Annotated in this window: 27 protein-coding genes and 1 riboswitch; of the genes, 18 read left to right on the plus strand and 9 right to left on the minus strand. The window is 63.0% G+C overall.

What is annotated here, in order from left to right; genetic code table 11:
* Positions 1 to 281 precede the first annotated feature (281 nt).
* The 7 genes from B9A23_RS02150 (at position 282) to B9A23_RS02175 (ending at position 4127) form a co-directional block, all read left to right on the plus strand.
* The gene (locus tag B9A23_RS02150) at positions 282 to 971 is read left to right on the plus strand and encodes a pyrimidine 5'-nucleotidase (RefSeq protein WP_084277495.1); all 690 of its coding nucleotides are present in this window, start codon (positions 282 to 284) and stop codon (positions 969 to 971) included.
* Positions 972 to 1017: 46 nt separating this feature from the next.
* The gene (gene dapD / locus B9A23_RS02155; protein ID WP_084277198.1) at positions 1018 to 1854 is read left to right on the plus strand and encodes a 2,3,4,5-tetrahydropyridine-2,6-dicarboxylate N-succinyltransferase; all 837 of its coding nucleotides are present in this window, start codon (positions 1018 to 1020) and stop codon (positions 1852 to 1854) included.
* Positions 1855 to 1965: 111 nt separating this feature from the next.
* Positions 1966 to 2124: a hypothetical protein gene (locus B9A23_RS22655; protein WP_176217844.1), complete on the plus strand. Its 159-nt coding sequence runs from the start codon at positions 1966 to 1968 to the stop codon at positions 2122 to 2124.
* Positions 2125 to 2146: 22 nt separating this feature from the next.
* Positions 2147 to 2500, plus strand: a complete 354-nt coding sequence (locus B9A23_RS02160) for a hypothetical protein (protein WP_084277199.1) — start codon at positions 2147 to 2149, stop codon at positions 2498 to 2500.
* Between the two features lie 35 nt (positions 2501 to 2535).
* Entirely contained in the window at positions 2536 to 2970 is a 435-nt protein-coding gene (locus B9A23_RS02165; protein ID WP_084277496.1) for a cupin domain-containing protein, read from the plus strand.
* A complete protein-coding gene (locus B9A23_RS02170) occupies positions 2967 to 3371 on the plus strand; it encodes a DoxX family protein (RefSeq protein ID WP_084277200.1) in 405 nt (134 codons plus the stop codon). Before B9A23_RS02165 ends, B9A23_RS02170 begins: the two co-directional genes overlap by 4 nt.
* 3 nt (positions 3372 to 3374) lie before the next feature.
* Entirely contained in the window at positions 3375 to 4127 is a 753-nt protein-coding gene (locus B9A23_RS02175; RefSeq protein WP_084277201.1) for a sulfite exporter TauE/SafE family protein, read from the plus strand.
* Here the strand turns inward: B9A23_RS02175 and B9A23_RS02180 are convergent.
* A complete protein-coding gene (locus B9A23_RS02180) occupies positions 4120 to 4722 on the minus strand; it encodes a GNAT family N-acetyltransferase (protein ID WP_084277202.1) in 603 nt (200 codons plus the stop codon). The two genes, B9A23_RS02175 and B9A23_RS02180, sit on opposite strands and share 8 nt — an antisense overlap.
* Before the next feature lie 76 nt (positions 4723 to 4798).
* Here B9A23_RS02180 and B9A23_RS02185 point away from each other — a divergent pair, with 76 nt between their 5' ends.
* Positions 4799 to 5104 (plus strand): alkylphosphonate utilization protein, encoded by a 306-nt coding sequence (locus B9A23_RS02185; RefSeq protein WP_084277203.1) that lies wholly within the window; start codon positions 4799 to 4801, stop codon positions 5102 to 5104.
* A 6-nt stretch (positions 5105 to 5110) separates the two neighbouring features.
* On the opposite strand, the gene B9A23_RS02190 is transcribed toward B9A23_RS02185, so the two are convergent.
* A complete protein-coding gene (locus B9A23_RS02190) occupies positions 5111 to 5629 on the minus strand; it encodes a DUF4142 domain-containing protein (RefSeq protein WP_084277204.1) in 519 nt (172 codons plus the stop codon).
* Positions 5630 to 6054: 425 nt separating this feature from the next.
* On the opposite strand from B9A23_RS02190, the gene B9A23_RS02195 reads away from it, so the two are divergent.
* Complete coding sequence (locus B9A23_RS02195; protein WP_084277497.1) at positions 6055 to 6345, plus strand: hypothetical protein; 291 nt, start codon at positions 6055 to 6057, stop codon at positions 6343 to 6345.
* A 222-nt stretch (positions 6346 to 6567) separates the two neighbouring features.
* On the plus strand, positions 6568 to 7014 hold the full coding sequence (locus B9A23_RS02200) for a hypothetical protein (RefSeq protein WP_084277205.1): 447 nt from the start codon (positions 6568 to 6570) through the stop codon (positions 7012 to 7014).
* Here the strand turns inward: B9A23_RS02200 and B9A23_RS02205 are convergent.
* The 3 genes from B9A23_RS02205 to B9A23_RS02215 all read right to left on the minus strand — a co-directional run bounded on the left by B9A23_RS02205 (position 6992) and on the right by B9A23_RS02215 (position 8104).
* Entirely contained in the window at positions 6992 to 7378 is a 387-nt protein-coding gene (locus B9A23_RS02205; protein ID WP_084277206.1) for a hypothetical protein, read from the minus strand. The genes B9A23_RS02200 and B9A23_RS02205 overlap by 23 nt on opposite strands.
* A 67-nt stretch (positions 7379 to 7445) precedes the next feature.
* Positions 7446 to 7838 (minus strand): DUF4440 domain-containing protein, encoded by a 393-nt coding sequence (locus tag B9A23_RS02210; RefSeq protein WP_084277207.1) that lies wholly within the window; start codon positions 7836 to 7838, stop codon positions 7446 to 7448.
* A 59-nt stretch (positions 7839 to 7897) separates the two neighbouring features.
* The gene (locus B9A23_RS02215; protein WP_084277208.1) at positions 7898 to 8104 is read right to left on the minus strand and encodes a cold-shock protein; all 207 of its coding nucleotides are present in this window, start codon (positions 8102 to 8104) and stop codon (positions 7898 to 7900) included.
* A 248-nt stretch (positions 8105 to 8352) separates the two neighbouring features.
* On the opposite strand from B9A23_RS02215, the gene B9A23_RS02220 reads away from it, so the two are divergent.
* Positions 8353 to 8808 carry a YaiI/YqxD family protein gene (locus B9A23_RS02220; RefSeq protein WP_084277498.1) on the plus strand — a complete coding sequence of 152 codons (456 nt, stop codon included), beginning with the start codon at positions 8353 to 8355 and terminating at the stop codon, positions 8806 to 8808.
* A 65-nt stretch (positions 8809 to 8873) separates the two neighbouring features.
* Entirely contained in the window at positions 8874 to 9008 is a 135-nt protein-coding gene (locus tag B9A23_RS23185) for a hypothetical protein (protein WP_254894924.1), read from the plus strand.
* Positions 9009 to 9058: 50 nt separating this feature from the next.
* Here B9A23_RS23185 and B9A23_RS02225 read toward each other — a convergent pair whose 3' ends face one another.
* Entirely contained in the window at positions 9059 to 9538 is a 480-nt protein-coding gene (locus tag B9A23_RS02225; RefSeq protein WP_084277499.1) for a hypothetical protein, read from the minus strand.
* A gap of 157 nt (positions 9539 to 9695) precedes the next feature.
* Positions 9696 to 11579 (minus strand): phosphomethylpyrimidine synthase ThiC, encoded by a 1884-nt coding sequence (gene thiC, locus B9A23_RS02230; RefSeq protein WP_084277209.1) that lies wholly within the window; start codon positions 11577 to 11579, stop codon positions 9696 to 9698.
* Between the two features lie 50 nt (positions 11580 to 11629).
* Positions 11630 to 11737, minus strand: a riboswitch (TPP riboswitch).
* Positions 11738 to 11924: 187 nt separating this feature from the next.
* Between thiC and B9A23_RS02235 the strand changes: the two genes are divergently transcribed.
* Together B9A23_RS02235 and B9A23_RS02240 are read left to right on the plus strand one after the other, a co-directional pair.
* Positions 11925 to 13970, plus strand: a complete 2046-nt coding sequence (locus B9A23_RS02235) for a TonB-dependent siderophore receptor (RefSeq protein ID WP_176217845.1) — start codon at positions 11925 to 11927, stop codon at positions 13968 to 13970.
* The gene (locus B9A23_RS02240) at positions 13970 to 15250 is read left to right on the plus strand and encodes a PepSY-associated TM helix domain-containing protein (RefSeq protein WP_084277211.1); all 1281 of its coding nucleotides are present in this window, start codon (positions 13970 to 13972) and stop codon (positions 15248 to 15250) included. The genes B9A23_RS02235 and B9A23_RS02240 overlap by 1 nt, the downstream gene beginning before the upstream one ends.
* Position 15251: 1 nt before the next feature.
* On the opposite strand, the gene B9A23_RS02245 is transcribed toward B9A23_RS02240, so the two are convergent.
* Together B9A23_RS02245 and B9A23_RS02250 are read right to left on the minus strand one after the other, a co-directional pair.
* On the minus strand, positions 15252 to 16769 hold the full coding sequence (locus tag B9A23_RS02245; RefSeq protein ID WP_084277500.1) for a flavin-containing monooxygenase: 1518 nt from the start codon (positions 16767 to 16769) through the stop codon (positions 15252 to 15254).
* A gap of 127 nt (positions 16770 to 16896) precedes the next feature.
* Positions 16897 to 17490, minus strand: a complete 594-nt coding sequence (locus tag B9A23_RS02250) for a DUF2585 domain-containing protein (protein ID WP_084277501.1) — start codon at positions 17488 to 17490, stop codon at positions 16897 to 16899.
* Between the two features lie 99 nt (positions 17491 to 17589).
* Here B9A23_RS02250 and crtY point away from each other — a divergent pair, with 99 nt between their 5' ends.
* The 4 genes from crtY to B9A23_RS02270 are packed head-to-tail and all read left to right on the plus strand — an operon-like array spanning position 17590 to position 21826.
* Positions 17590 to 18786 carry a lycopene beta-cyclase CrtY gene (gene crtY / locus B9A23_RS02255; RefSeq protein ID WP_084277502.1) on the plus strand — a complete coding sequence of 399 codons (1197 nt, stop codon included), beginning with the start codon at positions 17590 to 17592 and terminating at the stop codon, positions 18784 to 18786.
* Positions 18783 to 20261, plus strand: a complete 1479-nt coding sequence (locus B9A23_RS02260; protein WP_084277212.1) for a phytoene desaturase — start codon at positions 18783 to 18785, stop codon at positions 20259 to 20261. The genes crtY and B9A23_RS02260 overlap by 4 nt, the downstream gene beginning before the upstream one ends.
* Entirely contained in the window at positions 20258 to 20839 is a 582-nt protein-coding gene (locus B9A23_RS02265) for an LOG family protein (RefSeq protein ID WP_084277213.1), read from the plus strand. The genes B9A23_RS02260 and B9A23_RS02265 overlap by 4 nt, the downstream gene beginning before the upstream one ends.
* 3 nt (positions 20840 to 20842) lie before the next feature.
* Positions 20843 to 21826, plus strand: a complete 984-nt coding sequence (locus B9A23_RS02270; RefSeq protein WP_084277503.1) for a phytoene/squalene synthase family protein — start codon at positions 20843 to 20845, stop codon at positions 21824 to 21826.
* The last annotated feature ends 32 nt before the right edge of the window (positions 21827 to 21858 follow it).

The raw sequence follows: 21858 nt of genomic DNA on the forward strand, positions 1-21858 counted from the left end.
CGTCGGCGTAGGTGTGGGAGAAGGTGTCGGTGCCGGGGAAGGCGTCGGGGTTGGCGTCGGAGCTGGCGCCGGAGCGGGAGTTGGCGCAGGCGTGCTGGAAATGCCTCCGCCGCCGCATCCGGCAAGTGCCAGGCAACCGGCCAGAGCGGTAGCAGTTGTAAAACCGGCAGAAAGCCGCACGCTGGCCATTATGCTTCTCGCCTCCTGTGGCATTCCCCAAACCTTGCTGATAACTGCCAGTCGGTAAATGTCGAATGACACAACCGTGCGAGGAAATCCCGATGCCGTTCGATCCCACCATCGTGGATTGCTGGATCTTCGATCTCGACAATACACTCTATCCCCCCTCTACGCGGCTGTTCGATCAGATCGATCAGCGCATGGGGCAATTCATTCAGGAATTGCTCGGCTGCGATGGCCAGGAGGCTCGCCGTGTGCAGAAGCTCTACTTCCACGATCACGGTACGACCCTTTCGGGCCTGATGCATTATCATGCCACTGATCCGCACGAGTTCCTGGGCTTCGTGCACGATATCGACATGGCCCCGCTGGCCGCCGCGCCGCGTCTTGCAGACCGGCTGGCACGCCTGCCAGGGCGCAAGATTCTTTTCACGAATGGGGACGATGCCTATGCGGCCAAAGTGCTTGCCGCGCTTGACCTTGCGGGGAGCTTCGAGGCCGTGTGGGACATCCACGCCATGGCTTATCGGCCCAAGCCCGAGCCTTCCGCCTATACCGGAATGATCGAGGCCTTCGCGATCCATCCAGACACCGCCGTTTTCGTCGAAGACATGGCCCGAAACCTCTCCCCGGCAAAGGCGCTGGGCATGCAGACCGTGTGGCTTGATCTCGGCACCGACTGGGGTGATCGCGCCAAGGACGACGGCGCGATCGATGTCATCGCCGACGACATCGTCGCTTGGCTAGATCATACGATTGCGAGCCTTGCCGAGGCGGCATCGCTGGGCTAGTCGCCACGCAATTTTGTTCCACGATGATCGCGCACGGAGACACAGCATGACCGAACAGCTGCAAGCTGCCATCGAAGCCGCCTGGGAAGATCGCGCCAACGTCACCCCGGCCAGCGCTGCTGTGCGCGAAGTGGTCGAAGCAGCGCTCGAACTGCTTGACAGCGGCCAGGCACGCGCCGCCGAAAAGATCGGCGGCGAATGGCGCGTGAACCAGTGGCTCAAGAAGGCCGTGCTGCTCTCGTTCCGCCTCAATGACAATGCCGTGATCGAAGCCGGCTCGGGCGGTGCGCCTGCGTTCGACAAGGTGCCATCGAAGTTCGCCGGTTGGGGCGAGAACCGCTTCCGCGATGCCGGTTTTCGCGTCGTCCCCGGGGCGGTTGCCCGCAAGGGCGCCCACATCGCCAAGGGCGTGGTGCTGATGCCAAGCTTCGTCAACATCGGCGCATTCGTCGATGAAGGCACGATGGTCGATACCTGGGCAACGGTCGGCTCTTGCGCGCAGATCGGCAAGAACGTGCACATTTCCGGGGGCGCCGGCATTGGCGGCGTGCTCGAACCGCTTCAGGCTGGCCCGGTGATCATCGAGGACGGCGCGTTCATCGGTGCGCGTTCGGAAGTGGCCGAAGGCGTGATCGTCGGCGAAGGCGCGGTGCTGTCGATGGGCGTCTATCTCGGCGCTTCCACCAAGATCGTCGACCGTGCGACCGGCGAAGTCCACATTGGTCGTGTACCACCCTATGCTGTCGTCGTCCCTGGTGCGATGCCTGGCAAGCCCCTGCCCGATGGCACCCCCGGCCCCTCGCTCTACTGCGCCGTGATCGTCAAGACGGTCGATGCGCAGACCCGCAGCAAGACCGGCATCAACGAATTGCTTCGCGATTGATTCATCTGGTTTAATTCCGGTTCGGCCCCTGCCCCTCGGGACATGGGCCGGAACAGGGCGCTTTCCCGCGCGTAGAGTCGTCAAACACGGTCCTACCGAAGGAGAAGCGCCATGGAACGACAGGGCGAAGAAACACACATTACCACCGAGGAAGTTCGCGGGGGCGAAGGTCTCAACGTGGTCCGCTGGGTCCTGCTGATCAGCCTGATCCTCGCGATCGGCGCATTGACGGTTATCTGGGTAACCGGGGCCTTGACCACGCCCCAATAAGACCTGCACGAAAGGGGGCGGCATGACATTGGGTTGGAAGCTGGACAGAATTCAGCGCGACGCCCTGCTTGCCGCCCTTCCTCTGCGTTACGGCCGGCCGGTCGCGGATCACGTAACGCTCTCCGTCAGCGGCAATGTTTTGCCCAATCCCGTAACAAGCAGTGCCATTGTCGGCCACGCTGACGATGGTCAGGGCGTCGAAGCCTATGTTGTCGAGATCGATGGCTCGACCGCACGACCCGACGGGGGAACATGGCACATTACCTGGTCACTGGCAGAAGGTCGGGCGGCGAAGGAAAGCAATGCCGTCATCGCCGATCTGGGATGGACAGCCATCTCGTGCATCCCCGTTCACCTGATACCAGCGCAGTGGTGATTGACACGCCCCTTGCCAGCGGCAACCGTTCCTCGATGCTCACCGCGCAAGACATCATCGCCGAATTGAACCTCGCCCGGCACCCCGAAGGTGGCTGGTACCGCGAGACTTGGCGCGCACCGACCGAGCACGGCCAGCGCCCGGCAAGCACTGCGATCCTCTTCCTTCTGCCTGCCGGCGAACGTTCGCACTGGCATGCGGTCGATGCCGACGAGATCTGGATCTGGCAGTCGGGCGATCCGCTGGCCCTCCATGTCTACGAGAATGACAAGACGCCGCCGACAACCAAAATCTTGGGCGGAAACATTTCATCCCACGAGCTTCAGGGCGTAGTCCCGACCGGCCATTGGCAATCGGCCGAGCCACTGGCTGGCGCGCACGGCTACGCGCTCGTCTCGTGTATCGTCGCCCCGGGCTTCGATTTCAGCGGTTTCACGCTCGCTCCCGCCGACTGGAAGCCAGGCGCATGACACGAAACGTCCTGCGCTGGATCCTGGCGCTGTTCTACTTTGCCGCCGGTGTCATCCACATCGCCGCGCCAGCTCCGTTCATGACGATCATGCCCCGCTGGGTCCCCATGCCGGAAGAGGTCGTGTTTCTCACAGGCATCGCTGAACTGCTCGGCGCTGTCGGCCTCGCCCAAGGCATTTCGCTTCCCCTGCGCCGAGCGGCAGCGATCGGGCTGGCGCTCTATGCCGTCTGCGTATTCCCGGCCAACATAAATCACTTTGTGCTAGACATGGCCAAGCCCGGCCACGGCGCAGGCCTTGTCTATCACGTGCCCCGCATGTTCGCTCAACCGCTGCTCGTCTGGCTGGCGCTGTGGACCGGCGGCGTCACCGATTGGCCGTGGAAGGCAAGGCACCGCTAGACAATGCTTCTTTCCGATCCTGCCGTCGTCGCTGCCTGTGCGGTAGCGGTCGTCCTCGTTGGCATGGCCAAGGGTGGCTTTTCGGGCCTGGGCGCTCTTGGAACGCCGGTCGCCGCGCTGGTCCTGCCACCATCGACAGCCGCGGCCATTCTGCTGCCCATATTGATCGTGCAGGACGTGGTCAGCGTCTGGTCGTTCCGTCATGCGTGGGACAAGTGGATCGTCGGCTGGATGCTGCCCGGGGCCGCGGTCGGTATCGGCATAGGCTGGGCCATCGCCGCCAGCGTCGACGAGAAGGCGTTGATGGGCGTGCTCGGCGCCATAACACTTCTGTTTGGCATCTACCGGCTCTGGATCGAACGCGGCAATCGCGAGGTGGCAGCGTCAGCCTCGCCCGGCTGGGTCGGCGCGCTTTTCGGCGTCGCCACCGGTTTCACCAGCCAGGTAGCCCACGCCGGAGGGCCGCCATTCCAGATGTGGGTCACCCCGCGCAAGCTGCCGCACCTTACCTACGCTGGTACCAACAGCATCCTGTTTGCTACGATCAACTGGCTGAAGGTGCCGAGCTATGTGATGCTCGGAGCCTTTACCCATGACGTCATCGTCGCCGCCGCCATGCTCGTGCCGCTGGCGATTATCACCACGCTGGTTTCGGTCCGTGTGGTGCGCGTGCTGCAGCCGGAGCGCTTCTATACGATCATCTACCTGCTGATGGTCCTGCTCGGCGGAAAGCTGATGATCGATGCCGTCACCTGACCGGGACCGGCCGCGTCATCGTCCAGAATGTCGGACCATTTTTGGCCACCGGCCAGGTGTCGACCAGCTCGAATCTCATTGCGCGGTAAAGCCCGACGTTGCTCTCCGTCGCAGTCTCCAGCACAGCGGGGAGCCCCTTCGCGTCAGCTTCGGCCAGCCCGGCGCGGATGGCAAGTCCGCCCAGTCCCTGTCCCTGCCGGTCAGGCCGAACGCCTGCCATGCGCAGATAGAACTGCCCTTCTCCCTTGGGCAGATGCTTGCCGATCATGCGATCCGCCCGCTCGGCCCGCAGGACAGCGGTGCCCAGCATCCTGACGAAGCGCACCAGTGCCGGTGGCGTCAGGGGCGCATGTTCGTGAACGGTCCCCGGCGGGCGCCACAGCGTCACCACCTCGCATCCGGGCGTGCCAAGCACCATGCCGTGCCGCAGATGGTCGTGGAACATCCAGTGGATCAGCCGGGGCATTCGCCGCGCCCTTGTCGCAGCATCGGGAAACATCCAGCACATCGCCGGGTCGTCGCGGAATGCCGCCGCGAGCGTCTGTGTTGCCGCGTCGGCATCGCCAGCGCCAAGCCTCACGATTGTGCGCTCCACGCAATCCTCCCATCGGTACCACTTTCGCTGGCAAGTCTCCCCACTGCGTGCAAGGGAGCGCCAAACGGAGGGAACGATGAGCGAAGACGAAGACTATGTCTATGATGAGGATAGCGGCGAATGGCTGCCGGCGTCCGAGCTTGCGGCAAAGCAGGCGGCGGCCAACGCCGTGGAAGTGCGCGATGCCGTCGGCAATCTGCTGGCAGACGGAGATCAGGTGACGCTGGTCAAGGATCTGGAGGTCAAGGGTGCTGGCCAGACTCTCAAGCAGGGTACGCTGATCAAGTCGATCCGCCTCACCGGCGATCCGCAGGAGATCGATTGCAAGTATCCCGGCATCAAGGGCCTGGTGCTGCGCGCCGAATTTGTCCGCAAGCGCTGATTTGCGTCAGGGAAGCCGCCGGGCCTCTTCAAGGTGGTGGCTCACGACCTGCGCAGTCTTGCCGGCGAAGTCCATGAGAGGCTTGGCGTCGCCGCTCTGGGCATAGGTCTGGAGCATGGCCAGTGCCTTTTCGTGCGCCGCCACCTGCTGCCGCGCATAGATTGCGGGCATCTGCTGCGTGTTGGCGGCCTTCAGCGCGGCAAGCTGTGCCTGCTGATCGGCCGTCATTGCCGGAGTCTCGTCCAACCGCACCTTGTCCACCTCACTGGTGGTCCTGCGCAATTCGTCGCTCGACTTCTGGTGATCGCGGATCATCATCTGGGCGAAGCTTCGCGTGGTTCCAGCCACACCCGCCGACTGCACGGTCCTTGCGCTTTCAAGCTCAAACCTGTCACTGGCTGACATTGCATCGGCAAAAGCCTGTCCGGTCAGCGGCACCGCATCTCCGCGCGCTGCGCCAGACGCCTCCTCGACAACCGTCGATGTAGCCGCTGCCTGCTCATCCGCCGCCGTCGTGGACGGCACCTGGGGATCTTCGGCCCCGGCTTCCGCAAGCGCTCACAAACAGCAATGGAAGGATAATGAGCGAGGAATGCCTGAGCTTGGTGATCTCCTGATCCAGCCCACGGGATCCGCGTCCAAAGCTTGTGGGCAGGACCGGAATAGCCTGAGGCATGTCATGTTCCGCCGCTCTGCCAGACGGCCCCAACCTCCGACAGGACGATGATTGCGCTGATCCATGTTAGGCATGCTTACGTATGTTTGGGCATGTCGCGGTCTTGGACGAGGCGCTAACCATCTGCGATTCCGCAACTTTTCCACCACTTGCAGAACATGCAACTGCAGCATCCCGAAATACAATTGCCGCACTGCACACGATTTGTATGCTGCAACGCAACAAGATAAGGGTGCTGAAGGCAATCTTTCCTTATCTTCCAGGAGATATTGCCATGATCAAGACTGTTCTCGCCGCAGCCGCCGCCGTTCTGATCGCCACGCCGGTCTTCGCTGCCGAGCCGGAAACCGGCTCCTTCACCTATCAGGGCGTCAAGTACGACTACACCGCCGAGCAGCAGGGCGAAGTCAAGGTTCTCAAGGGTTCGGCCTATGCTGGCAAGGTCCCGTTCGAACTGAAGGTCACCAAGCGCTCGGTCACCGGCCGTTTCAATGGCCGCCCGGTCTCGTTTGACGTCAAGGACGTCAAGCCGATCGCAAGCAAGGCTGCTGCCAGCAACGATTGACTGCCAAGCAACACGGGGCTGCCTCGCCAACTGGCTAGCAGTGCAAGATCCGTGAACCGCGCCAGCTACGCGCTGAACCGGTAAAAAGCGTAGGGCGCTTCCGGAAACGGAGGCGCCCTTGGCATTTCCACTCCCTGCCTGCCGCGTGCTCGTTGTGGCCGGAACCACTCACCACCGTTCCGCATTGCTCCAGACGAAGGAGGGGCATGAGGAGATGGAACAGTGTCGTTCGACCGCTTTGCCACCGCGATGATCGTGATCGGAGCAGGTGTTGGGTTTGCCGCGGCCAGCGTCGTGCCCACGAGCCAGGCGTCGCATGACAAGTCCTATCGCTCCGCAAGCGCTGCCGACTATCCCGAAATTGCTGCGGTCACTTACGAAAGGTACCCGATAGCGCAGGCTCCACTCATGCGCCGCGCCCCGCTCAAGCTTGCTGCCTGGGATGCGCCTTGGTCAGAAAATTCGAGCGATAGCGCCGTGCAGCTGCCCGAGCAGATCGATCCCGATTTCCAGCCCGACCCGCAAGTCGTCGAGGATGACCACGACGCCGAGCCGCCTGCAGCAGACCGCGGCACCTTGCAGCGGGCAAGCTTCGAGCCCGAACGCGAGCCGGTGGTCGACGCTCAGCCGGCCAAGGCCGTGCGCATCACCCTTTCGGACCTCCCATAAGTCGCACGTCGAGGCTCTTTCCATCGGTGCCAGCTTCATGGCGCGCGGTGATCTCGCTCAAGAAGTCCTCGACTTGTCGGGGGCTGGCATCCCGCTCGATCGGGTAGCGTGCCACCACCAACCCATCTGCGATATTGGTCACGCAGATGAACCGGATGCTCGAGCTTGTGGCAAGGGCATCAAGATCGATCCCGTCCGAAAGCACCCACGACTTGCCCCCTTGCGAGTGAACTTCGCGTTCGCAATGGCGGCAAACAGCGTGCAGCGTGCCGTTCTCGTCACGCCAGCGCTTCGGCCCCGGCTGATGAATGCGGGTGTACCAGCACTGCGTAAGCGTATGCGATGTGGCAGGCCTGATAAGCATGCCGCAAGGATCGCCATGTGTGGTTAATATCAAACTTGCGCTCAGCTACGTAAATCACGCTTATTCATCAGCCTAGCGTGACGAATATCTCGGCCATCAGCATCCAGGCACCGGTGCGCGACAAGCGCCACTTGGCAGAATAGATGCCGGACGCCGCCACAATACCGTCGTTCGCGCCCTGCCAATGGCCTTGCTCCATCGCGATCGGCTCGACTGCGGATGCGATCACGCGATCGGTCGTGCGTGCATAGAGCGTTCTCGGGACATGCGCGAACTCGCGCTTCCAGGCGGCAAGTTGCGCCTTGCGCCCGGCGATCACGGCGCTGTCGCTGCCAGTGATCATCATGACATCGGGAGCGATGATTTCCCCGATGGCGGCTAGGTCCGCCTCCGCCAGCGCACGGTTGAACGCAGCGCGGCGCAGGCGGACCTGCAGTTCGGCTTCTGTCTGGTTACGCATCAGGCCGCGATGGCAGGCATCGAACCCGTTGCAAAGTCCCTATCGAAGCCGAAGATCGATCAGGCCGAAGCGAGATTGACGGCCGAGGCCTTGCCATTGCGGCCGGTCTCGACCTCGTAGCTCAGGCGCTGGTCCTTATCGAGGCTGGCCATGCCGGCAGCCTGGACGGCCGAGATGTGGACGAAGCTGTCAGCGCCGCCGTTGTCCGGCTGAATGAAGCCATAGCCCTTTTCGGTGTTGAAGAATTTTACGGTGCCTACGGGCATGGGATGTCCTTTCAAGAACGAAGGTTGCCCGGAAGCGAAAGTGCCGCCGGGCCGTGCGTGTTTCGTCAATTGAAAGGAAATCGTCGTCGAAGGCCGCATATGCGCACAAGGGCGAACGGGCGGTAGTCTAGGCCGAAGTCCGTCGCAAAATTCGACGTCAGCGGCGCTCTTGTAGCACCATTGAACCTCTTTGGCGAATGGTATCGCGCGCAGTGGCAATCGCACAGCCGCCCGGCTATGACCCGGCGATGTCAGAAACGCTGCAAATCCTCGTCGATGGCGATGCCTGTCCGGTCAAGGAAGAGATTTACAAGGTCGCCTACCGTCGGAACGTGTCGGTCGTCGTCGTCAGCAATTCGCCGTTCCGTGTACCGGTTCACCCGCTCGTCCGTCGGGTCGTGGTAAGTGACGGTTTCGATGCAGCAGACAACTGGATCGCCGAAGCTGCGCACGCCCGTTCTGTCATCGTTACGGCAGATATACTGCTTGCCGAACGCGGTATCAAAGCCGGCGCCACGGTGATTTCCCCGGCAGGTAGGCCCTTCACCACCAGCTCGATAGGGAGCCAGATCGCAAACCGGGCCATCATGGCGGACCTGCGGGCTGGGGGCGACATCGTCGGTGGGCCAGCCCCGTTCTCAAAGGCAGACCGTTCGCGCTTCCTCTCCGCGCTCGACGAAGCTTTGGCCCGGTTGGCGCGTTAAGGTTCGCTATTGGCCCCAGATGCGCCTAGCCAGGTACTGGGCAACCGCCCGCATGGAGAACGATAATGGCCAAGGGCCAGAAGAAATCGAACCGCGAGGTTCGCAAACCCAAAGCTGAAAAGCCGAAGAAGCTGAACGCTTCCAACCCGTCGCAAAAGCCCGGCGTGGTCACCGGACTCGAAAATATCAAGAACACCTGATCGACAGGTGGGCTCCACTTGGGAGCCCACCGATGTAGCCAGATTACTGTTTACCGGCAGCGTACATTCGTACGGTCATTGCGATTACGGTTGCCGCTGTCGATAGCCGCACCGATGGCTGCGCCACCGATCGCGCCGATGATTGCGCCCAGCGGCTTGCTGTCGCCCTCGGCGATGATCGCGCCTGCAGCCGCGCCACCAAGGCCGCCTACGATCAGGCCCGTCGAACCATCCGAACGGCGGCAGTAGTAGCGTCCGTCGCGTCCGCGGTAGACGCGGTCGTCATAGGAAAGCTGGCGCTCGCGATACCGCGAATTGTTGCGGTAATAACGGTCAGCGTAATACCCGCCATAGCGGGGATCGGGGTTGTTGTAGTCGTAACGGCCGTTCTGGTTGTAATACCCGCGGTCGTAATACCCCCAGTCGCCATAGCCGTCAGCGTACCCGGGTCGATCGTAATAGCCGTTGCTGGTGCACGCACCGGTCAGCGTAGCCGCCGCCAGGGCGGAAATCATAAGGGCCTTCTTCATGGCCATCTCCACTGCGTCTGACAGGGCGCACGGAAGTGGCGCCCGATTGTCTAGGCAATGGATGGAGGGCAGCAGGGTTCCCCGCCGCCCTCCACATGCCGTCCTTCCTCGTGCCACCCGCCAGATGCCGCCCGGCACATGCCCGACGTCTGGCAGATCAGTCGTGTTCGCGCCCGCCCGCGCCGATGTAGAGCTCGCGGCCCATCTCGTCGTACTTGGCGCTCATCGCCTTCATGCCCGCTTCCGCTTCTGCTTCATCAGCTGCAACGAACGTCTCGATCGGCTGGTTCTGCTTGGCAGCAAATTCGCGCACTTCCTGGCTGATCCTCATTGAGCAGAACTTCGGCCCGCACATCGAGCAGAAGTGCGCAGACTTCGCGCCCTCTGCCGGCAGCGTCTGGTCGTGATACTGCTCGGCGGTGTCGGGATCGAGCGACAGGTTGAACTGGTCGCGCCAGCGGAACTCGAAGCGCGCCTTGCTCAACGCATCGTCGCGGACCTGCGCCGCCGGGTGGCCCTTGGCGAGGTCGGCTGCATGGGCCGCCAGCTTGTAGGTCACCACGCCAACCTTGACGTCGTCGCGGTCGGGCAGGCCAAGGTGCTCCTTGGGCGTCACGTAGCAGAGCATCGCCGTGCCGTACCAGCCGATCTGGGCAGCACCGATGCCGCTGGTGATGTGGTCGTAGCCCGGGGCGATATCGGTGACGAGCGGCCCGAGCGTATAAAACGGCGCTTCGCCGCACGCTTCGAGCTGCTTGGTCATGTTCTCCTTGATCTTGTGCATCGGCACGTGGCCGGGGCCTTCGATCATGACCTGCACGTCTTGTGCCCAGGCGCGCTTGGTCAGTTCGCCCAGTGTGTAGAGCTCGGCGAACTGGGCTTCGTCGTTGGCATCGTAGATCGAGCCGGGGCGCAGGCCATCGCCCAGCGAATAGGCCACGTCATAGGCCTTCATGATCTCGGTGATCTCGTCGAAGTTGTCGTAGAGGAACGACTCCTTGTGATGCGCCAGGCACCACTTGGCCATGATCGAACCGCCACGGCTGACGATCCCGGTCATGCGCTTGGCCGCCAGCGGAATGTACGGCAGGCGCACGCCGGCATGGATGGTGAAGTAGTCCACGCCCTGCTCGGCCTGCTCGATCAGCGTGTCTCGGAAGATCTCCCAGGTCAGGTCCTCGGCCACGCCACCAACCTTTTCCAGTGCCTGGTAGATCGGCACCGTGCCGATCGGCACCGGCGAGTTGCGCAGGATCCACTCGCGGGTGTCATGGATGTTGCGCCCCGTCGAAAGGTCCATCACGGTGTCCGCACCCCAGCGGATCGACCAGACCATCTTGTCGACTTCGCTGGCCACGTCCGAGGCCACGGCCGAATTGCCGATGTTGGCGTTGATCTTGACCAGGAAATTGCGCCCGATCGCCATCGGTTCGCTCTCGGGGTGGTTGATGTTCGACGGGATGATCGCACGGCCCCGCGCCACTTCGTCGCGCACGAACTCCGGCGTGACATAGTCGGGGATCGAAGCGTCCCAGTCCTGCCCGTCGCGGATCAGCGCTTCCTTGGCCTGCTTGCGGCCAAGGTTCTCGCGGATCGCGACGTATTCCATCTCGGGCGTGATGATGCCCTGCCGCGCATAGTGCATCTGGCTGACATTGCCGCCGGCCTTCGCGCGTAGCGGGCGCTTCACCACATTCGGGAACGCCGGTACGCCGGCCGAGCGGTCAGGCCCCTTCAAGCCGTTGTCCTCTGGCTTCACTTCGCGCGCATCGTACTCCTCGACGTCGCCGCGCCCCATGATCCAGTCACGGCGCAACTTGGGCAGGCCTGCGGCAATGTCGATCATCACATTGGTGTCGGTGTAGGGACCCGAGGTATCGTAGACCCGCACCGGCGGCTCGCCGCTCGAAGGCTCGAGGGAAATCTCGCGCATCGCCACGGTCAGTCCCGGGAAACGCGCGCTCTCTACGTGGATCTTGCGGCTGCCGCGGATCGGCCCGGTGGTCACGCCGATTTCCAGCTTGGAGTTGATGTCGGCCATTCAAGCGCTCCTCTCGTCAGGCATCGGGAGCGCGGATGCCATGGCTGCTCGGCCGCTGGCACTGCCCTTCCCTCCGCCCGTGCTAACGGGTTCAGGTTCAACGGGTCGGGCTGCGTGACCAGCCCCTCTCAGCCACACTGGCTCCCCGGGGTATGCCGCCACTTCTACTGCCGTCCCCCGGTGCTGGCAACCTGACATTCCAAGCGGCTTCATTCATCTTTAATGCGAATGATTCTTACTTGCATTGACTCTTGAGAATGAATCGCACTAAGCGTTGCCCATCACTGACGGGAGCCTAACGTGCCGTATCGCCTGCAATTTCTCTCTGCTTCTTCGCTGGCCGCCTTGGCTCTTACCTCCCAGCCCGCCCTTGCTGATGAGGTCGAAGACACGGAAAACCGCATCACCGTGATCGGTGATCGGGTCGAAGCGGTCCCTTCAGGCGCAACCGGACTTCCGCTTGCCATTGTCGACACGCCCCAGTCGGTCACCGTGATTGACCGGACCCTGATCGACGATTTCGCCTTCGACGAAGTCAACGATCTGCTGCGCTATGTCACCGGCGTGAATGTCGAGGAGGCCGAGACTGACCGCACCTACTATAACGCCCGCGGTTTCGACATCACCGAGGCGATGGTCGACGGCATCCAGCTCCCCAATATCTGGGGACCGTCTATCGGCTCGCTGGACACGGTGCTCTGGGATTCGATCGAAGTGGTGCGTGGCGCCAATGGCCTCCTTTCAGGCGTCGGCAATCCGTCTGGCACGATCAACTACCGCCGGCGCCATTATACCGGACAGAAGCGGGTCACTGCCGAACTGACCGCTGCGTCGTGGAACCGGGTCCGCGGCGAAGTCGATATTGAAATGCCGCTCACTTCCGATGGCAACTGGGGCGTCCGTCTTGTCGGCGCGGCGCAGAATGCGGACTCCTACCTGCGCGACTACCGCTCGAACCGAACCGCCTTGCAAGGTGTGATCGACGGCCGCATCGCCGATAGCCTTGCCGTGTCCTTCGGCTACGCCCGCCAGCAGGGCACCTCGCGTGGCGTCCTGTGGGGCGCATTGCCGCTGCTCGACAGCGCAGGCAACCAGCTCGACTGGGATTTCTCCACTTCGACCACACAGGACTGGACGTACTGGAAGTCCAAGGACCAGACCGCGTTCGGCGAGGCCACATGGACCTTTGCTCCGGGCTGGAGCGTAAAGACCCACCTCACCCGGCGCATCAACGATGAACCCTCGCGCCTGTTCTACGTTTACGGAACGCCTGACGCGCAAACCGGCCTCGGCCTGATGGGCAATCCCGGCGGCTACCTGTCCACGGCACGCGGCTGGATCTGGGACAACCGCCTCGATGGCACGTTCAAGCTGTTCGGTCGGGACCAGAAGCTGACCTTCGGCATCCAACGCACCGCCGCAAGGTTTGGCTATCTTTCCTACCCCGTGCCCCTCACCGATCCCGCGTGGGCACCTTTGCCGCCGCTGCAATCGGGCTGGAATGGCAGCGAAGTTCCATATCCCGCCTTTGGCGATCCCGTCGAAAGTGCCAGCATCAACGACAAGCAGTGGCGGATTCGCGCCGCTACAGATCTTGAGCTGGGCGATCGCCTGAGCCTGATCCTCGGCGCAAACTATGTCGATGTGAAGACCACCGGCTTCACCTTCGGCGTGAGCGCAGCGCGCAGCGAAAGCGCCGTCAGCCCATTCCTCGGCGCAACATTCAAGATTGTCCCCGGCGTCAATCTCTACGCCAGCTATTCCGATATCTTCAATCCGCAGAAGGAACTCGGCACCGATCTCAAACCGGTCGGCTCGGCCAAGGGCAAAAGCTGGGAGGCAGGCCTCAAGGGGGAGACATCCGACAAGGCGCTGTTCGGCTCGCTCGCCCTGTTCCGTTCCGAACAGGCCAACCTCGCCGAATCCTCGGGCTACGACGCCAATCTCGGCCAGACACTCTACACCGGCATCTTCGTGCGCAGCCAGGGCGTCGAGGCTGAAGTCGGCGGTCGCATCGCCCCCGGCCTCACCGTGCAGGGTGGCCTGACGCATCTGTCCCTCGAAGGGCGCGATGGCAACCCCGTGCGCACCTATGTGCCCCGTACCACGGCCAACCTGCTCGTCCGCTGGGAGCCGGTCGAGAAGGTGCAACTCGGCGCGGCCATGCGCTGGCAGGATGCGGTCTACTCGACCAACGCTCTCGGCACGATCAGGCAAGGCGATTATGCCACGCTGCAGTTGCAGGCCGGCTACCGGCTCAATGACAACGTCAGCTTCAACCTCAATGTCGCCAACGCCACCAATCACAAGCATCTCGCCAGCCTCTACTGGGACCAGTCCTTCCTCGCCCCGCCGCGCAGCGTGACCGGCTCGGTCAGGATGACGTTCTGATGGCCACGCGCGCGCAGGGATCGCTCGCTCCTCCCCGGCGCCTTGCGCTGCCGGGGCGTGCGACATGGGTTGTGGTCCACCGCTGGGCGGGCCTGACTCTCGCGCTGTTCCTCGCCGTGGCGGGCCTCACCGGCTCGCTATTGCCGTGGATCGAGGAGCTCGAGGCCGCCACCGCGCCCGAACTGCACAATTCCCGCTGGATTGGCACGCCCGATCCCCTGCGCGTGCGCGAGGAAGTTCTGGCGCGCTATCCCGGCGCTGGGCTGGATTTCCTGCCGCTCTCGGTCGAACCCGGCAAGGCCCTTCGCCTTCACCTTCACTGGCTCGACCCCAGGACCGGGCTTGAGCGCGAAAACGGCCCCGGCGTGCCCGAATGGGACGACCTGTTTCTCAACCCCGTTACGGGCGAGGAACAGGGCCGCCGCGAATGGGGCAACATCGGCCAGGGCACGAAGAACCTGATGCCGTTTCTCTATCGCCTGCATTATTCCCTCGCACTCGGCACCATCGGTACGCTGGCCTTCGGCATCGCCGCGCTGATCTGGACAGTCGATTGCTTCGTAGGCTTCTACCTCACCCTGCCACCCAAGGCGCCCAAGCCCGCCCGCACACCCTTCCTCGATCGCTGGCGGCCAAGCTGGCGCATTCGGAGGAAATCCACACCCTACAAGCTCAACTTCGATCTCCACCGTGCCGGAGGCCTGTGGCTCTGGCCGCTGCTGCTTGTATTCGCCTGGTCGAGCGTGTCGTTCAATCTGCCACAGGTCTATGTGCCGGTGATGGAATCCCTTGGAGCCAGGGACGGGCGCGCGATCCTGATCGAAAAGGCCCTGCCTGCCCCTCGCAACGCGCCCGCGCTCGATTTCCGCATGGCCACGCAGCGTGGTGAGGACCTTGCCAGAAGCGAAGCGATGAAAAGGGGCCTAGCCCCGCTCGAGGATGGAGAGCGCTGGATCTGGCACATTCCCACCAGCGGCCTCTATGTCTACGGCTTCACCACCAAGTCCGACATCGGTCACCACGGCGGTGGCACCCGGGTGGCTTTCGATAGCAACACCGGCGAACTGCAGGCGGTCGAATGGCCAAGCGGCGTCAATACGACCAATACTTTCAGCAACTGGCTGGCGGCACTGCACATGGCGCAGGTCTTCGGCCTGCCTTATCGCATCTTCGTGAGCGCGCTCGGGATCGCGGTGACCATGCTTTCGGTCACCGGTGTGGTCATTTGGCTGAAGAAGCGTTCCGCACGGGCTGGCCGGACGATGCGCCGGTCAGCCTGATCTATTCAGCCGCCTCCGCAAGCGTCGCCTGCCGCCGCACCCCGTCATAGACGAACTCCTGCCCTTCAAGATCGATGAAGGGGATCACGTCGCGCTCTGCCCAATAGTTCTGGTTATGCCGCCAGACGTCATTGCCGCCGGCACGCGGCAGCTTTTCCAGATCGCGCATCAGGTAGCCGGGATTGAAATTGTCCGCATCGATCCACGGCTGTATTTCCAGTCCTTCGTCAACGTCGCGGAAAGCCACCTCAACCTTGTGCGCGTCTCTTTCGTCCATGTGCTTCAGCAGACGGCAGACGAAATCGCCCAGCATGTCGACCCGCAAGGTCCAGCTTGCGCGGAAATAGCCGAAAACCCAGACCATGTTGGGAACACCGGTGAACATCATCCCGCGATAGGTGACGGTATCGCCCCAATCGACAGCCTTGCCGTCAACTTCGAACGGAATGTCGCCCAGAACCTTGAGGTGGAACCCGGTACAGGCAACGATGATGTCGGCTTCCAGCAATTCGCCGCTGCTGGTCAGCACGCCGGTTTCCGTAAAGCGGTCGATCGTGTCGGTTACCACGCGCACCTTGCCTTCGGACGCCGCCCGGAACAGGTCGCCATCGGGGCAGAAGGCCAAGCGCTGCTGCCAGGGCCGGTATCGCGGCGCGAAATGCGGCTCGAACGAGAAGTCCTCCCCGGCATAGGCCCGCGCCGCCGCCTGCAGTTCCTCGACCACGACATCGGGCTCTTCCACGCAGCGCCGGTCGATGACCGACTGGTCGTGCATGATCTGCGCGCGCACCACGCGGTGGATGGTGGGCTCGTCGATGCCGATCTGGCGAAGGCGATCGGCCAGTTCGTTCTGGTTGGGATGACAGAAGAAATACGTCGGCGAACGCTGCAGCATCGTCACCTGCGCCTTCTCGGCAAAGGCCGGCACCACGGTCGCTGCTGTCGCGCCCGATCCGATCACCAGCACGCGCTTGCCTTCCCAGTCGGTCGCCGGGTCCCACAGCTGCGCGTGCACGAACAGCCCCTTGAAGTCCGACACGCCCTGCCATTCCGTGGGAATGTAAGGCACCTGATGGTCGTAATAGCCCTGGCACATCCACAGGAAGTTCGCGGTGAACGTCGCCGTGCCACCGTCCTTGGTCCGGGCTTCCAGAGTCCAGCGATTGCTGGCGCTGTCCCATTTCGCGCTCGTGATCGTGTGGCCATAGCGAATGTGCTGGCCGATGCCGCCTTCCTCGATCACCTCACCCATGTAATCGAGGATCGCCTGCGCGCTTGCGATCGGCGCGCCGACCCACGGCTTGAAGCGGTATCCGAAAGTGTAGAGGTCCGAGTCCGAGCGTACGCCGGGATACTTGTGCGTATCCCACGTCCCGCCGAAGGTGTCCTTGCTTTCGATGATCGCATAGGTCTTGCCGGGGCACTGGTCCTGCAGGTGCCATGCGGACCCGATGCCGGAGATTCCGGCTCCCACGATCAGTACGTCAAAGTCGCCGCCCGTTGCTGCGCGCTCGCTCATCATGCCTCTCCATGGTCTGACGCCACTCCGGCCGTTTTCGGCTCATTGCAGAAGGTGACATTGATGCCCGTCAATTGGCAACTGGACGGGCCACCGATTGAGGCATTCGGTCACGAAAATCGGATGCTCAGCCCGCCGCCTGCCACTGCCGTACCGTTTCAAGCGGCCAGGCCAGCATCAGCACGTTGAGCGTGAGGTTGTCACGGATCATTGCCAGCGTGAACAGCTCGAAGGCCAGCGCGACGATCACCGTCACCCGTACCGGAGCGCGGCTTGCGAACATGAAGCCCAGCACCATGCAGGCCATGTCGCTGAACGAATTGAGCACGCTGTCGCCCGAATAGCCCCAGGAGATCGTTACGGCACGATATCGGTCGATGATGATCGGTGAATTCTCGAGAATCTCCCACGACCCTTCGACCAGCACAGCCAGCGCCAGCGCCCAGGCTGGAGAGACAGCTTTAAGCCCGAACCTTTGCCAGAGCAGATGGGCCGCGCCGTAGAACAGGAAGCCGTGAATCACGTGGCTGAAGCTGTACCAATCCAGGATCTGCTGGCTGTTCTCCGCCGATTCAACCACCCCCTGCCACAGCCTGATCGTGCCGCACGGGTATATCGGCGGTCGCGCCATGCCAAGCAGGATGATCACGATCCCAAGCGCCACGCCAAGCGCCGCAATCCAGCCTGCCCTGCCCGGCTGCAGCGAAATCCCTCGTGTCATCCACGCCCCTCCACGATCCATGCCCTTTCTGACGGGGGATGCCGACAGCGGCAAGCCCATGGTTGCACCGGCAACCGCATACCCCTAAGCGCTATGACCATGAGTGTGCGGAACTGCGACATCGCGATCCTTGGCGGAGGGCTGGCTGGCGGCCTGGTTGCCCTGGCGCTGCGTCAGGCCCGTCCGGAACTCGACATAATCCTCGTCGAACAGGGCGATACGATCGGCGGAAACCACGTCTGGTCGTTTTTCGGCACCGATGTGAACAAGGCAGGGCGCGCGCTGCTTGAAGGCATGGTCGTCGCCGCCTGGCCCGAATACACCGTACGCTTCCCGCGTTACGAACGCCGGTTGAAGACAAGCTACTACTCGATCAACTCGCACCGTTTCGACAAGATCTTGCGTCAGCGCCTTGCACCCGGCGCTATCATCACGGGGGTACGCGCGCTCGCCTGCAGCCCGACGAACGCCACCTTGTCCGACGGCATGCGCCTCGAGGCCAAGGGCGTGATCGATGCCCGCGGCCTTCGCAACGTTACGGACCTGACCGGTGGCTGGCAGAAGTTCGTCGGCCGCCGCTTCCGCCTTTCGGCCCCGCACGGCCTCGATGCTCCGATCGTCAAGGACGCCACGGTCGAGCAGATCGACGGTTACCGCTTCGTCTATTCGCTGCCCTTCGCCGCCGACGAGATCTTCATCGAAGACACCTACTATTCCGATGGGCCCGCGCTCGACGCTGACGCCATCCGTGCCCGGATCGACGAATACGCCGCCGCCAAGGGATGGCAGATCGCCGAAATGCTCGAAGAGGAACAGGGCGTCTTGCCCGTCGTCGCCGGGGGCAACTTCGATGCTTTCTGGCGCGCCAGCGGCGGTCCGGTCGCCCGGGCCGGGGTGCGCGCCGGGCTGTTCCAGGCCGTCACCAGCTATTCACTGCCCGATGCGGTCAAGTACGCCCTCGCACTTGCCCGTCAGCAGGATCTTTCCGGTGAAGCACTTGCCCGCTTCAGCGAACAGTGGGCGCGCAAGCACTGGGCGCAGTCGGCCTATCTGCGCCAGCTGTCCGCGCTGCTTTTTGCCGGCGCCGCGCCCGACAAGCGCTATCGTGTGCTCGAACGGTTCTACAGCCTGCGGCACGGGCTGATCGAACGCTTCTACGCTGGAAAGACCACGGTCTTCGACAAGGCCCGCATCCTTGCCGGCAAGCCGCCATTGCCGATCACCAACGCCATCGGTGTGCTCACCGGCCTCGGCGCACGTCCCAAACCTTTATCCCTTGCAGGAACTCCACGATGAAGCGCGCTTGCGTAATCGGCTCCGGCTTCGGCGGTCTTGCCCTCGCCATCCGCCTGCAATCCGGCGGCATTCAGACCACCGTCATCGAAGCGCGCGACAAGCCGGGCGGCCGCGCCTATCACTGGGAGAAGGACGGCTTCACGTTCGATGCCGGCCCCACGGTCGTCACCGATCCAGCCTGCCTGCAGGAACTCTGGGGCCTCAAGGGCCACCGGATGGCCGATGATGTCGAGCTCATGCCGGTCATGCCATTCTATCGCCTCAACTGGCCCGATGGCACCAACTTCGATTATTCGAACGATGAAACCCAGCTTCGTGCCGAGATCGCCAAGCTCAATCCGGCCGATGTCGCAGGCTACGAAGAGTTCCTCGAATACTCTGCCGGTGTGTTCGAGGAAGGCTACGTCAAACTGGGCTCGGTCCCGTTCCTCGATTTCGCCTCGATGCTCAAGGCCGCCCCGGCGCTTGCCCGCTACCAGGCATGGCGGTCGGTCTATTCGATGGTCTCGTCCTACGTGAAGGATGAGCGCCTTCGCGAAGCGTTCAGTTTCCACACCCTGCTCGTCGGCGGCAACCCGATGAACACCAGCTCGATCTACGCCCTGATCCACAAACTGGAAAAGGACGGGGGCGTGTGGTGGGCCAAGGGCGGCACCAACAAGCTGATCCAGGGCATGCTCACGCATTTCGAGCGCCTCGGCGGCGAAGTGCGCATGGGCGATCCGGTGACCCACATCGAAACGCTCGGCACCCGCGTGACCGGCGTCACCACCAAAAGCGGCTGGTCGGCCAAGTTTGACGCCGTCGCCTCAAACGGCGATATCGTCCATTCCTATCGCGATCTGATGCCTGACAATCCACATGCACAACGCCGCGCAAAGTCTTTGACGAAAAAGAAATTTTCTCCAAGTCTCTTCGTGGTTCACTTCGGTGTCGAGGGCACGTGGCCGGGCATCCCGCACCACATGATCCTGTTCGGGCCGCGCTACAAGGGCCTGCTGGACGACATCTACAAGCACGGCGTCCTGCCTGAAGACTTCTCAATCTACCTTCACCACCCGACGGTAACCGACCCCTCGGTGGCGCCGGAAGGCATGAGCACGTTCTATGCACTCGTTCCGGTTGCCAACATGGGCAAGCTTCCGGTGGACTGGGACGAGATCGGTCCCATTCTTGAAAAGCGCATCCTCGACGAGGTCGGTCGTCGCCTGATCCCGGACATCCATTCGCGTATCGTAACGAAGTTCCACTACGCACCGTCCGACTTCAAGACCGATCTCTCGGCCCATCTCGGAAGCGCTTTCAGCCTCGAACCGCTGCTCACGCAAAGCGCTTGGTTCCGCGCCCACAACCGCGACGACGCGATTTCCAACATGTATCTGGTCGGTGCGGGAACCCATCCGGGCGCCGGGATTCCCGGAGTGGTCGGGTCGGCAAAAGCCACCGCCAAACTGATGCTGGAGGATCTTCTTTGAAACGTCTTGCCGTCTACTGCGGCTCTGCCTCGCCTGCCGACACGCGTTACGTAACCCTCGCCCGGGAGATCGGCGCCGAACTGGCGCGCCGCGGCATCGGTGTCGTCTATGGCGGTGGCAAGCTCGGGCTGATGGGCGCCGTGGCCTATGGTGCGCTCGATGCCGGCGGCGAAGTGATCGGTGTCATTCCCGAAGCCCTCGTCAACAGCGAAGTGTCGAACCACGATTGCACCGAGTTGCACATCGTCCCCGGCATGCACGAACGCAAGAAGGCCTTCACCGATCTGTCGGACGGCTTCCTGACCATTCCCGGTGGCGTCGGCACGATGGACGAGCTGTGGGAAGCCGTAAGTTGGGCGCAGCTTGGCTATCACGCCAAGCCGGTTGGCCTGCTGAACGCCTACGGCTTCTACGATCACCTCCTGGCCTTCAACCAGCACATGATCGACGTCGGCTTCATCCGCGAAGCCCACGCCAGCATCATCATCGCAGAACCCGATCTCGATGCCCTGCTCGATCGTATGGCAGGCTACGTGCCGCACAAGCCGATCTTCGCCATGAAGGCCGAAGATCTCTGAGTGATGCTGGATCGCAAAGCCCTCGTTAGTAACGCTCGCAAGTCAATCCTGAAGGGCTCGAAAAGCTTCGCTGCGGCCAGCCATCTCTTCGACAGGGAAACGCGCGAGCGCGTCTGGCTTCTCTATGCCTGGTGCCGCCGTTGCGATGATATCGTCGATGCGCAGGATCATGGCGGAGCCTTGGGCGATCAGGATGGTGCTGCCCAGCGGCTGGCGCAGGTCCGCGAACTGACCACGCTGGCCTTTGCCGGGAAAAGCACCGGGGATCCGGCCTTTGACGCACTCGGGGTTGTGGCCCGCGAAACTGGGCTCACGCTGGAAATGGCCCGTGCCGTAACGGACGGCTTCGCCCTCGATGCAGCCGATTGGCAACCGCGCAGCGAAGCCGATCTCATGCGCTATTGCTGGCACGTGGCCGGCGCCGTGGGCGTGATGATGGCCGTGGTCATGGGTGTCAGCCCGAACGATGAAGACACGCTCGATCGCGCCTGCGACCTTGGCCTCGCGTTCCAGCTCGCCAACATCGCCCGCGATATCGAGGAGGATGACGCCGCTGACCGCTGCTACATCCCGCTCGACTGGCTGGTCGAGGCCGATATCCCGCCCGGTGAGCAGATGAAGCCGCATTTCCGCCCGGCGCTGACTTCGCTTGTCGCGCGAATGTGCGAAACGGCCCAGATCCACGAATGCTCGGCGCGCATCGGGGCGTCGCGGCTGACTGGTCGCCAGCGCTGGGCAATCCTTGCGGCGGCCGGCATCTACGGGGAGATCGCACGCGAGGTCGCACGGCGGGGCGCCCACGCCTGGGACCATCGTACCGTCGTTACTAACGCCCGCAAGCTGGGCTTCATCGGCAAGGCGGCATGGAGCGCGTTGCGCCCGGTGCCACGATCATGCCTCGCTACGGCCAGCCAGCGCCGTTACTCTCGCGCCGATCTCATCGCCCTTGCAGCACAGCAACCGGCAATCCATTCTGCCCAGGCGTAACTGATATCCTGTCTCTGGCCCTTGCCCGGACG

The sequence above is a fragment of the Novosphingobium sp. B1 genome, from assembly GCF_900176395.1.
Taxonomy (GTDB): Bacteria; Pseudomonadota; Alphaproteobacteria; order Sphingomonadales; family Sphingomonadaceae; genus Novosphingobium.

What these genes read in the sequence shown, in the direction of transcription:
- B9A23_RS22655 (WP_176217844.1), top strand. Translation starts at nt 1,966, where the DNA reads ATGGAACGACAGGGCGAAGAAACACACATTACCACCGAGGAAGTTCGC.
- B9A23_RS02260 (WP_084277212.1), top strand. Translation starts at nt 18,783, where the DNA reads ATGAAGCGCGCTTGCGTAATCGGCTCCGGCTTCGGCGGTCTTGCCCTC.
- B9A23_RS02185 (WP_084277203.1), top strand. Translation starts at nt 4,799, where the DNA reads ATGAGCGAAGACGAAGACTATGTCTATGATGAGGATAGCGGCGAATGG.
- B9A23_RS02245 (WP_084277500.1), bottom strand. Translation starts at nt 16,769, where the DNA reads ATGAGCGAGCGCGCAGCAACGGGCGGCGACTTTGACGTACTGATCGTG.
- B9A23_RS02165 (WP_084277496.1), top strand. Translation starts at nt 2,536, where the DNA reads ATGCTCACCGCGCAAGACATCATCGCCGAATTGAACCTCGCCCGGCAC.
- B9A23_RS23185 (WP_254894924.1), top strand. Translation starts at nt 8,874, where the DNA reads ATGGCCAAGGGCCAGAAGAAATCGAACCGCGAGGTTCGCAAACCCAAA.
- crtY (WP_084277502.1), top strand. Translation starts at nt 17,590, where the DNA reads ATGAGTGTGCGGAACTGCGACATCGCGATCCTTGGCGGAGGGCTGGCT.
- dapD (WP_084277198.1), top strand. Translation starts at nt 1,018, where the DNA reads ATGACCGAACAGCTGCAAGCTGCCATCGAAGCCGCCTGGGAAGATCGC.
- thiC (WP_084277209.1), bottom strand. Translation starts at nt 11,579, where the DNA reads ATGGCCGACATCAACTCCAAGCTGGAAATCGGCGTGACCACCGGGCCG.
- B9A23_RS02270 (WP_084277503.1), top strand. Translation starts at nt 20,843, where the DNA reads ATGCTGGATCGCAAAGCCCTCGTTAGTAACGCTCGCAAGTCAATCCTG.
- B9A23_RS02160 (WP_084277199.1), top strand. Translation starts at nt 2,147, where the DNA reads ATGACATTGGGTTGGAAGCTGGACAGAATTCAGCGCGACGCCCTGCTT.
- B9A23_RS02150 (WP_084277495.1), top strand. Translation starts at nt 282, where the DNA reads ATGCCGTTCGATCCCACCATCGTGGATTGCTGGATCTTCGATCTCGAC.
- B9A23_RS02215 (WP_084277208.1), bottom strand. Translation starts at nt 8,104, where the DNA reads ATGCCCGTAGGCACCGTAAAATTCTTCAACACCGAAAAGGGCTATGGC.
- B9A23_RS02240 (WP_084277211.1), top strand. Translation starts at nt 13,970, where the DNA reads ATGGCCACGCGCGCGCAGGGATCGCTCGCTCCTCCCCGGCGCCTTGCG.
- B9A23_RS02210 (WP_084277207.1), bottom strand. Translation starts at nt 7,838, where the DNA reads ATGCGTAACCAGACAGAAGCCGAACTGCAGGTCCGCCTGCGCCGCGCT.
- B9A23_RS02175 (WP_084277201.1), top strand. Translation starts at nt 3,375, where the DNA reads ATGCTTCTTTCCGATCCTGCCGTCGTCGCTGCCTGTGCGGTAGCGGTC.
- B9A23_RS02250 (WP_084277501.1), bottom strand. Translation starts at nt 17,490, where the DNA reads ATGACACGAGGGATTTCGCTGCAGCCGGGCAGGGCAGGCTGGATTGCG.
- B9A23_RS02220 (WP_084277498.1), top strand. Translation starts at nt 8,353, where the DNA reads ATGTCAGAAACGCTGCAAATCCTCGTCGATGGCGATGCCTGTCCGGTC.
- B9A23_RS02225 (WP_084277499.1), bottom strand. Translation starts at nt 9,538, where the DNA reads ATGAAGAAGGCCCTTATGATTTCCGCCCTGGCGGCGGCTACGCTGACC.
- B9A23_RS02205 (WP_084277206.1), bottom strand. Translation starts at nt 7,378, where the DNA reads ATGCTTATCAGGCCTGCCACATCGCATACGCTTACGCAGTGCTGGTAC.
- B9A23_RS02195 (WP_084277497.1), top strand. Translation starts at nt 6,055, where the DNA reads ATGATCAAGACTGTTCTCGCCGCAGCCGCCGCCGTTCTGATCGCCACG.
- B9A23_RS02170 (WP_084277200.1), top strand. Translation starts at nt 2,967, where the DNA reads ATGACACGAAACGTCCTGCGCTGGATCCTGGCGCTGTTCTACTTTGCC.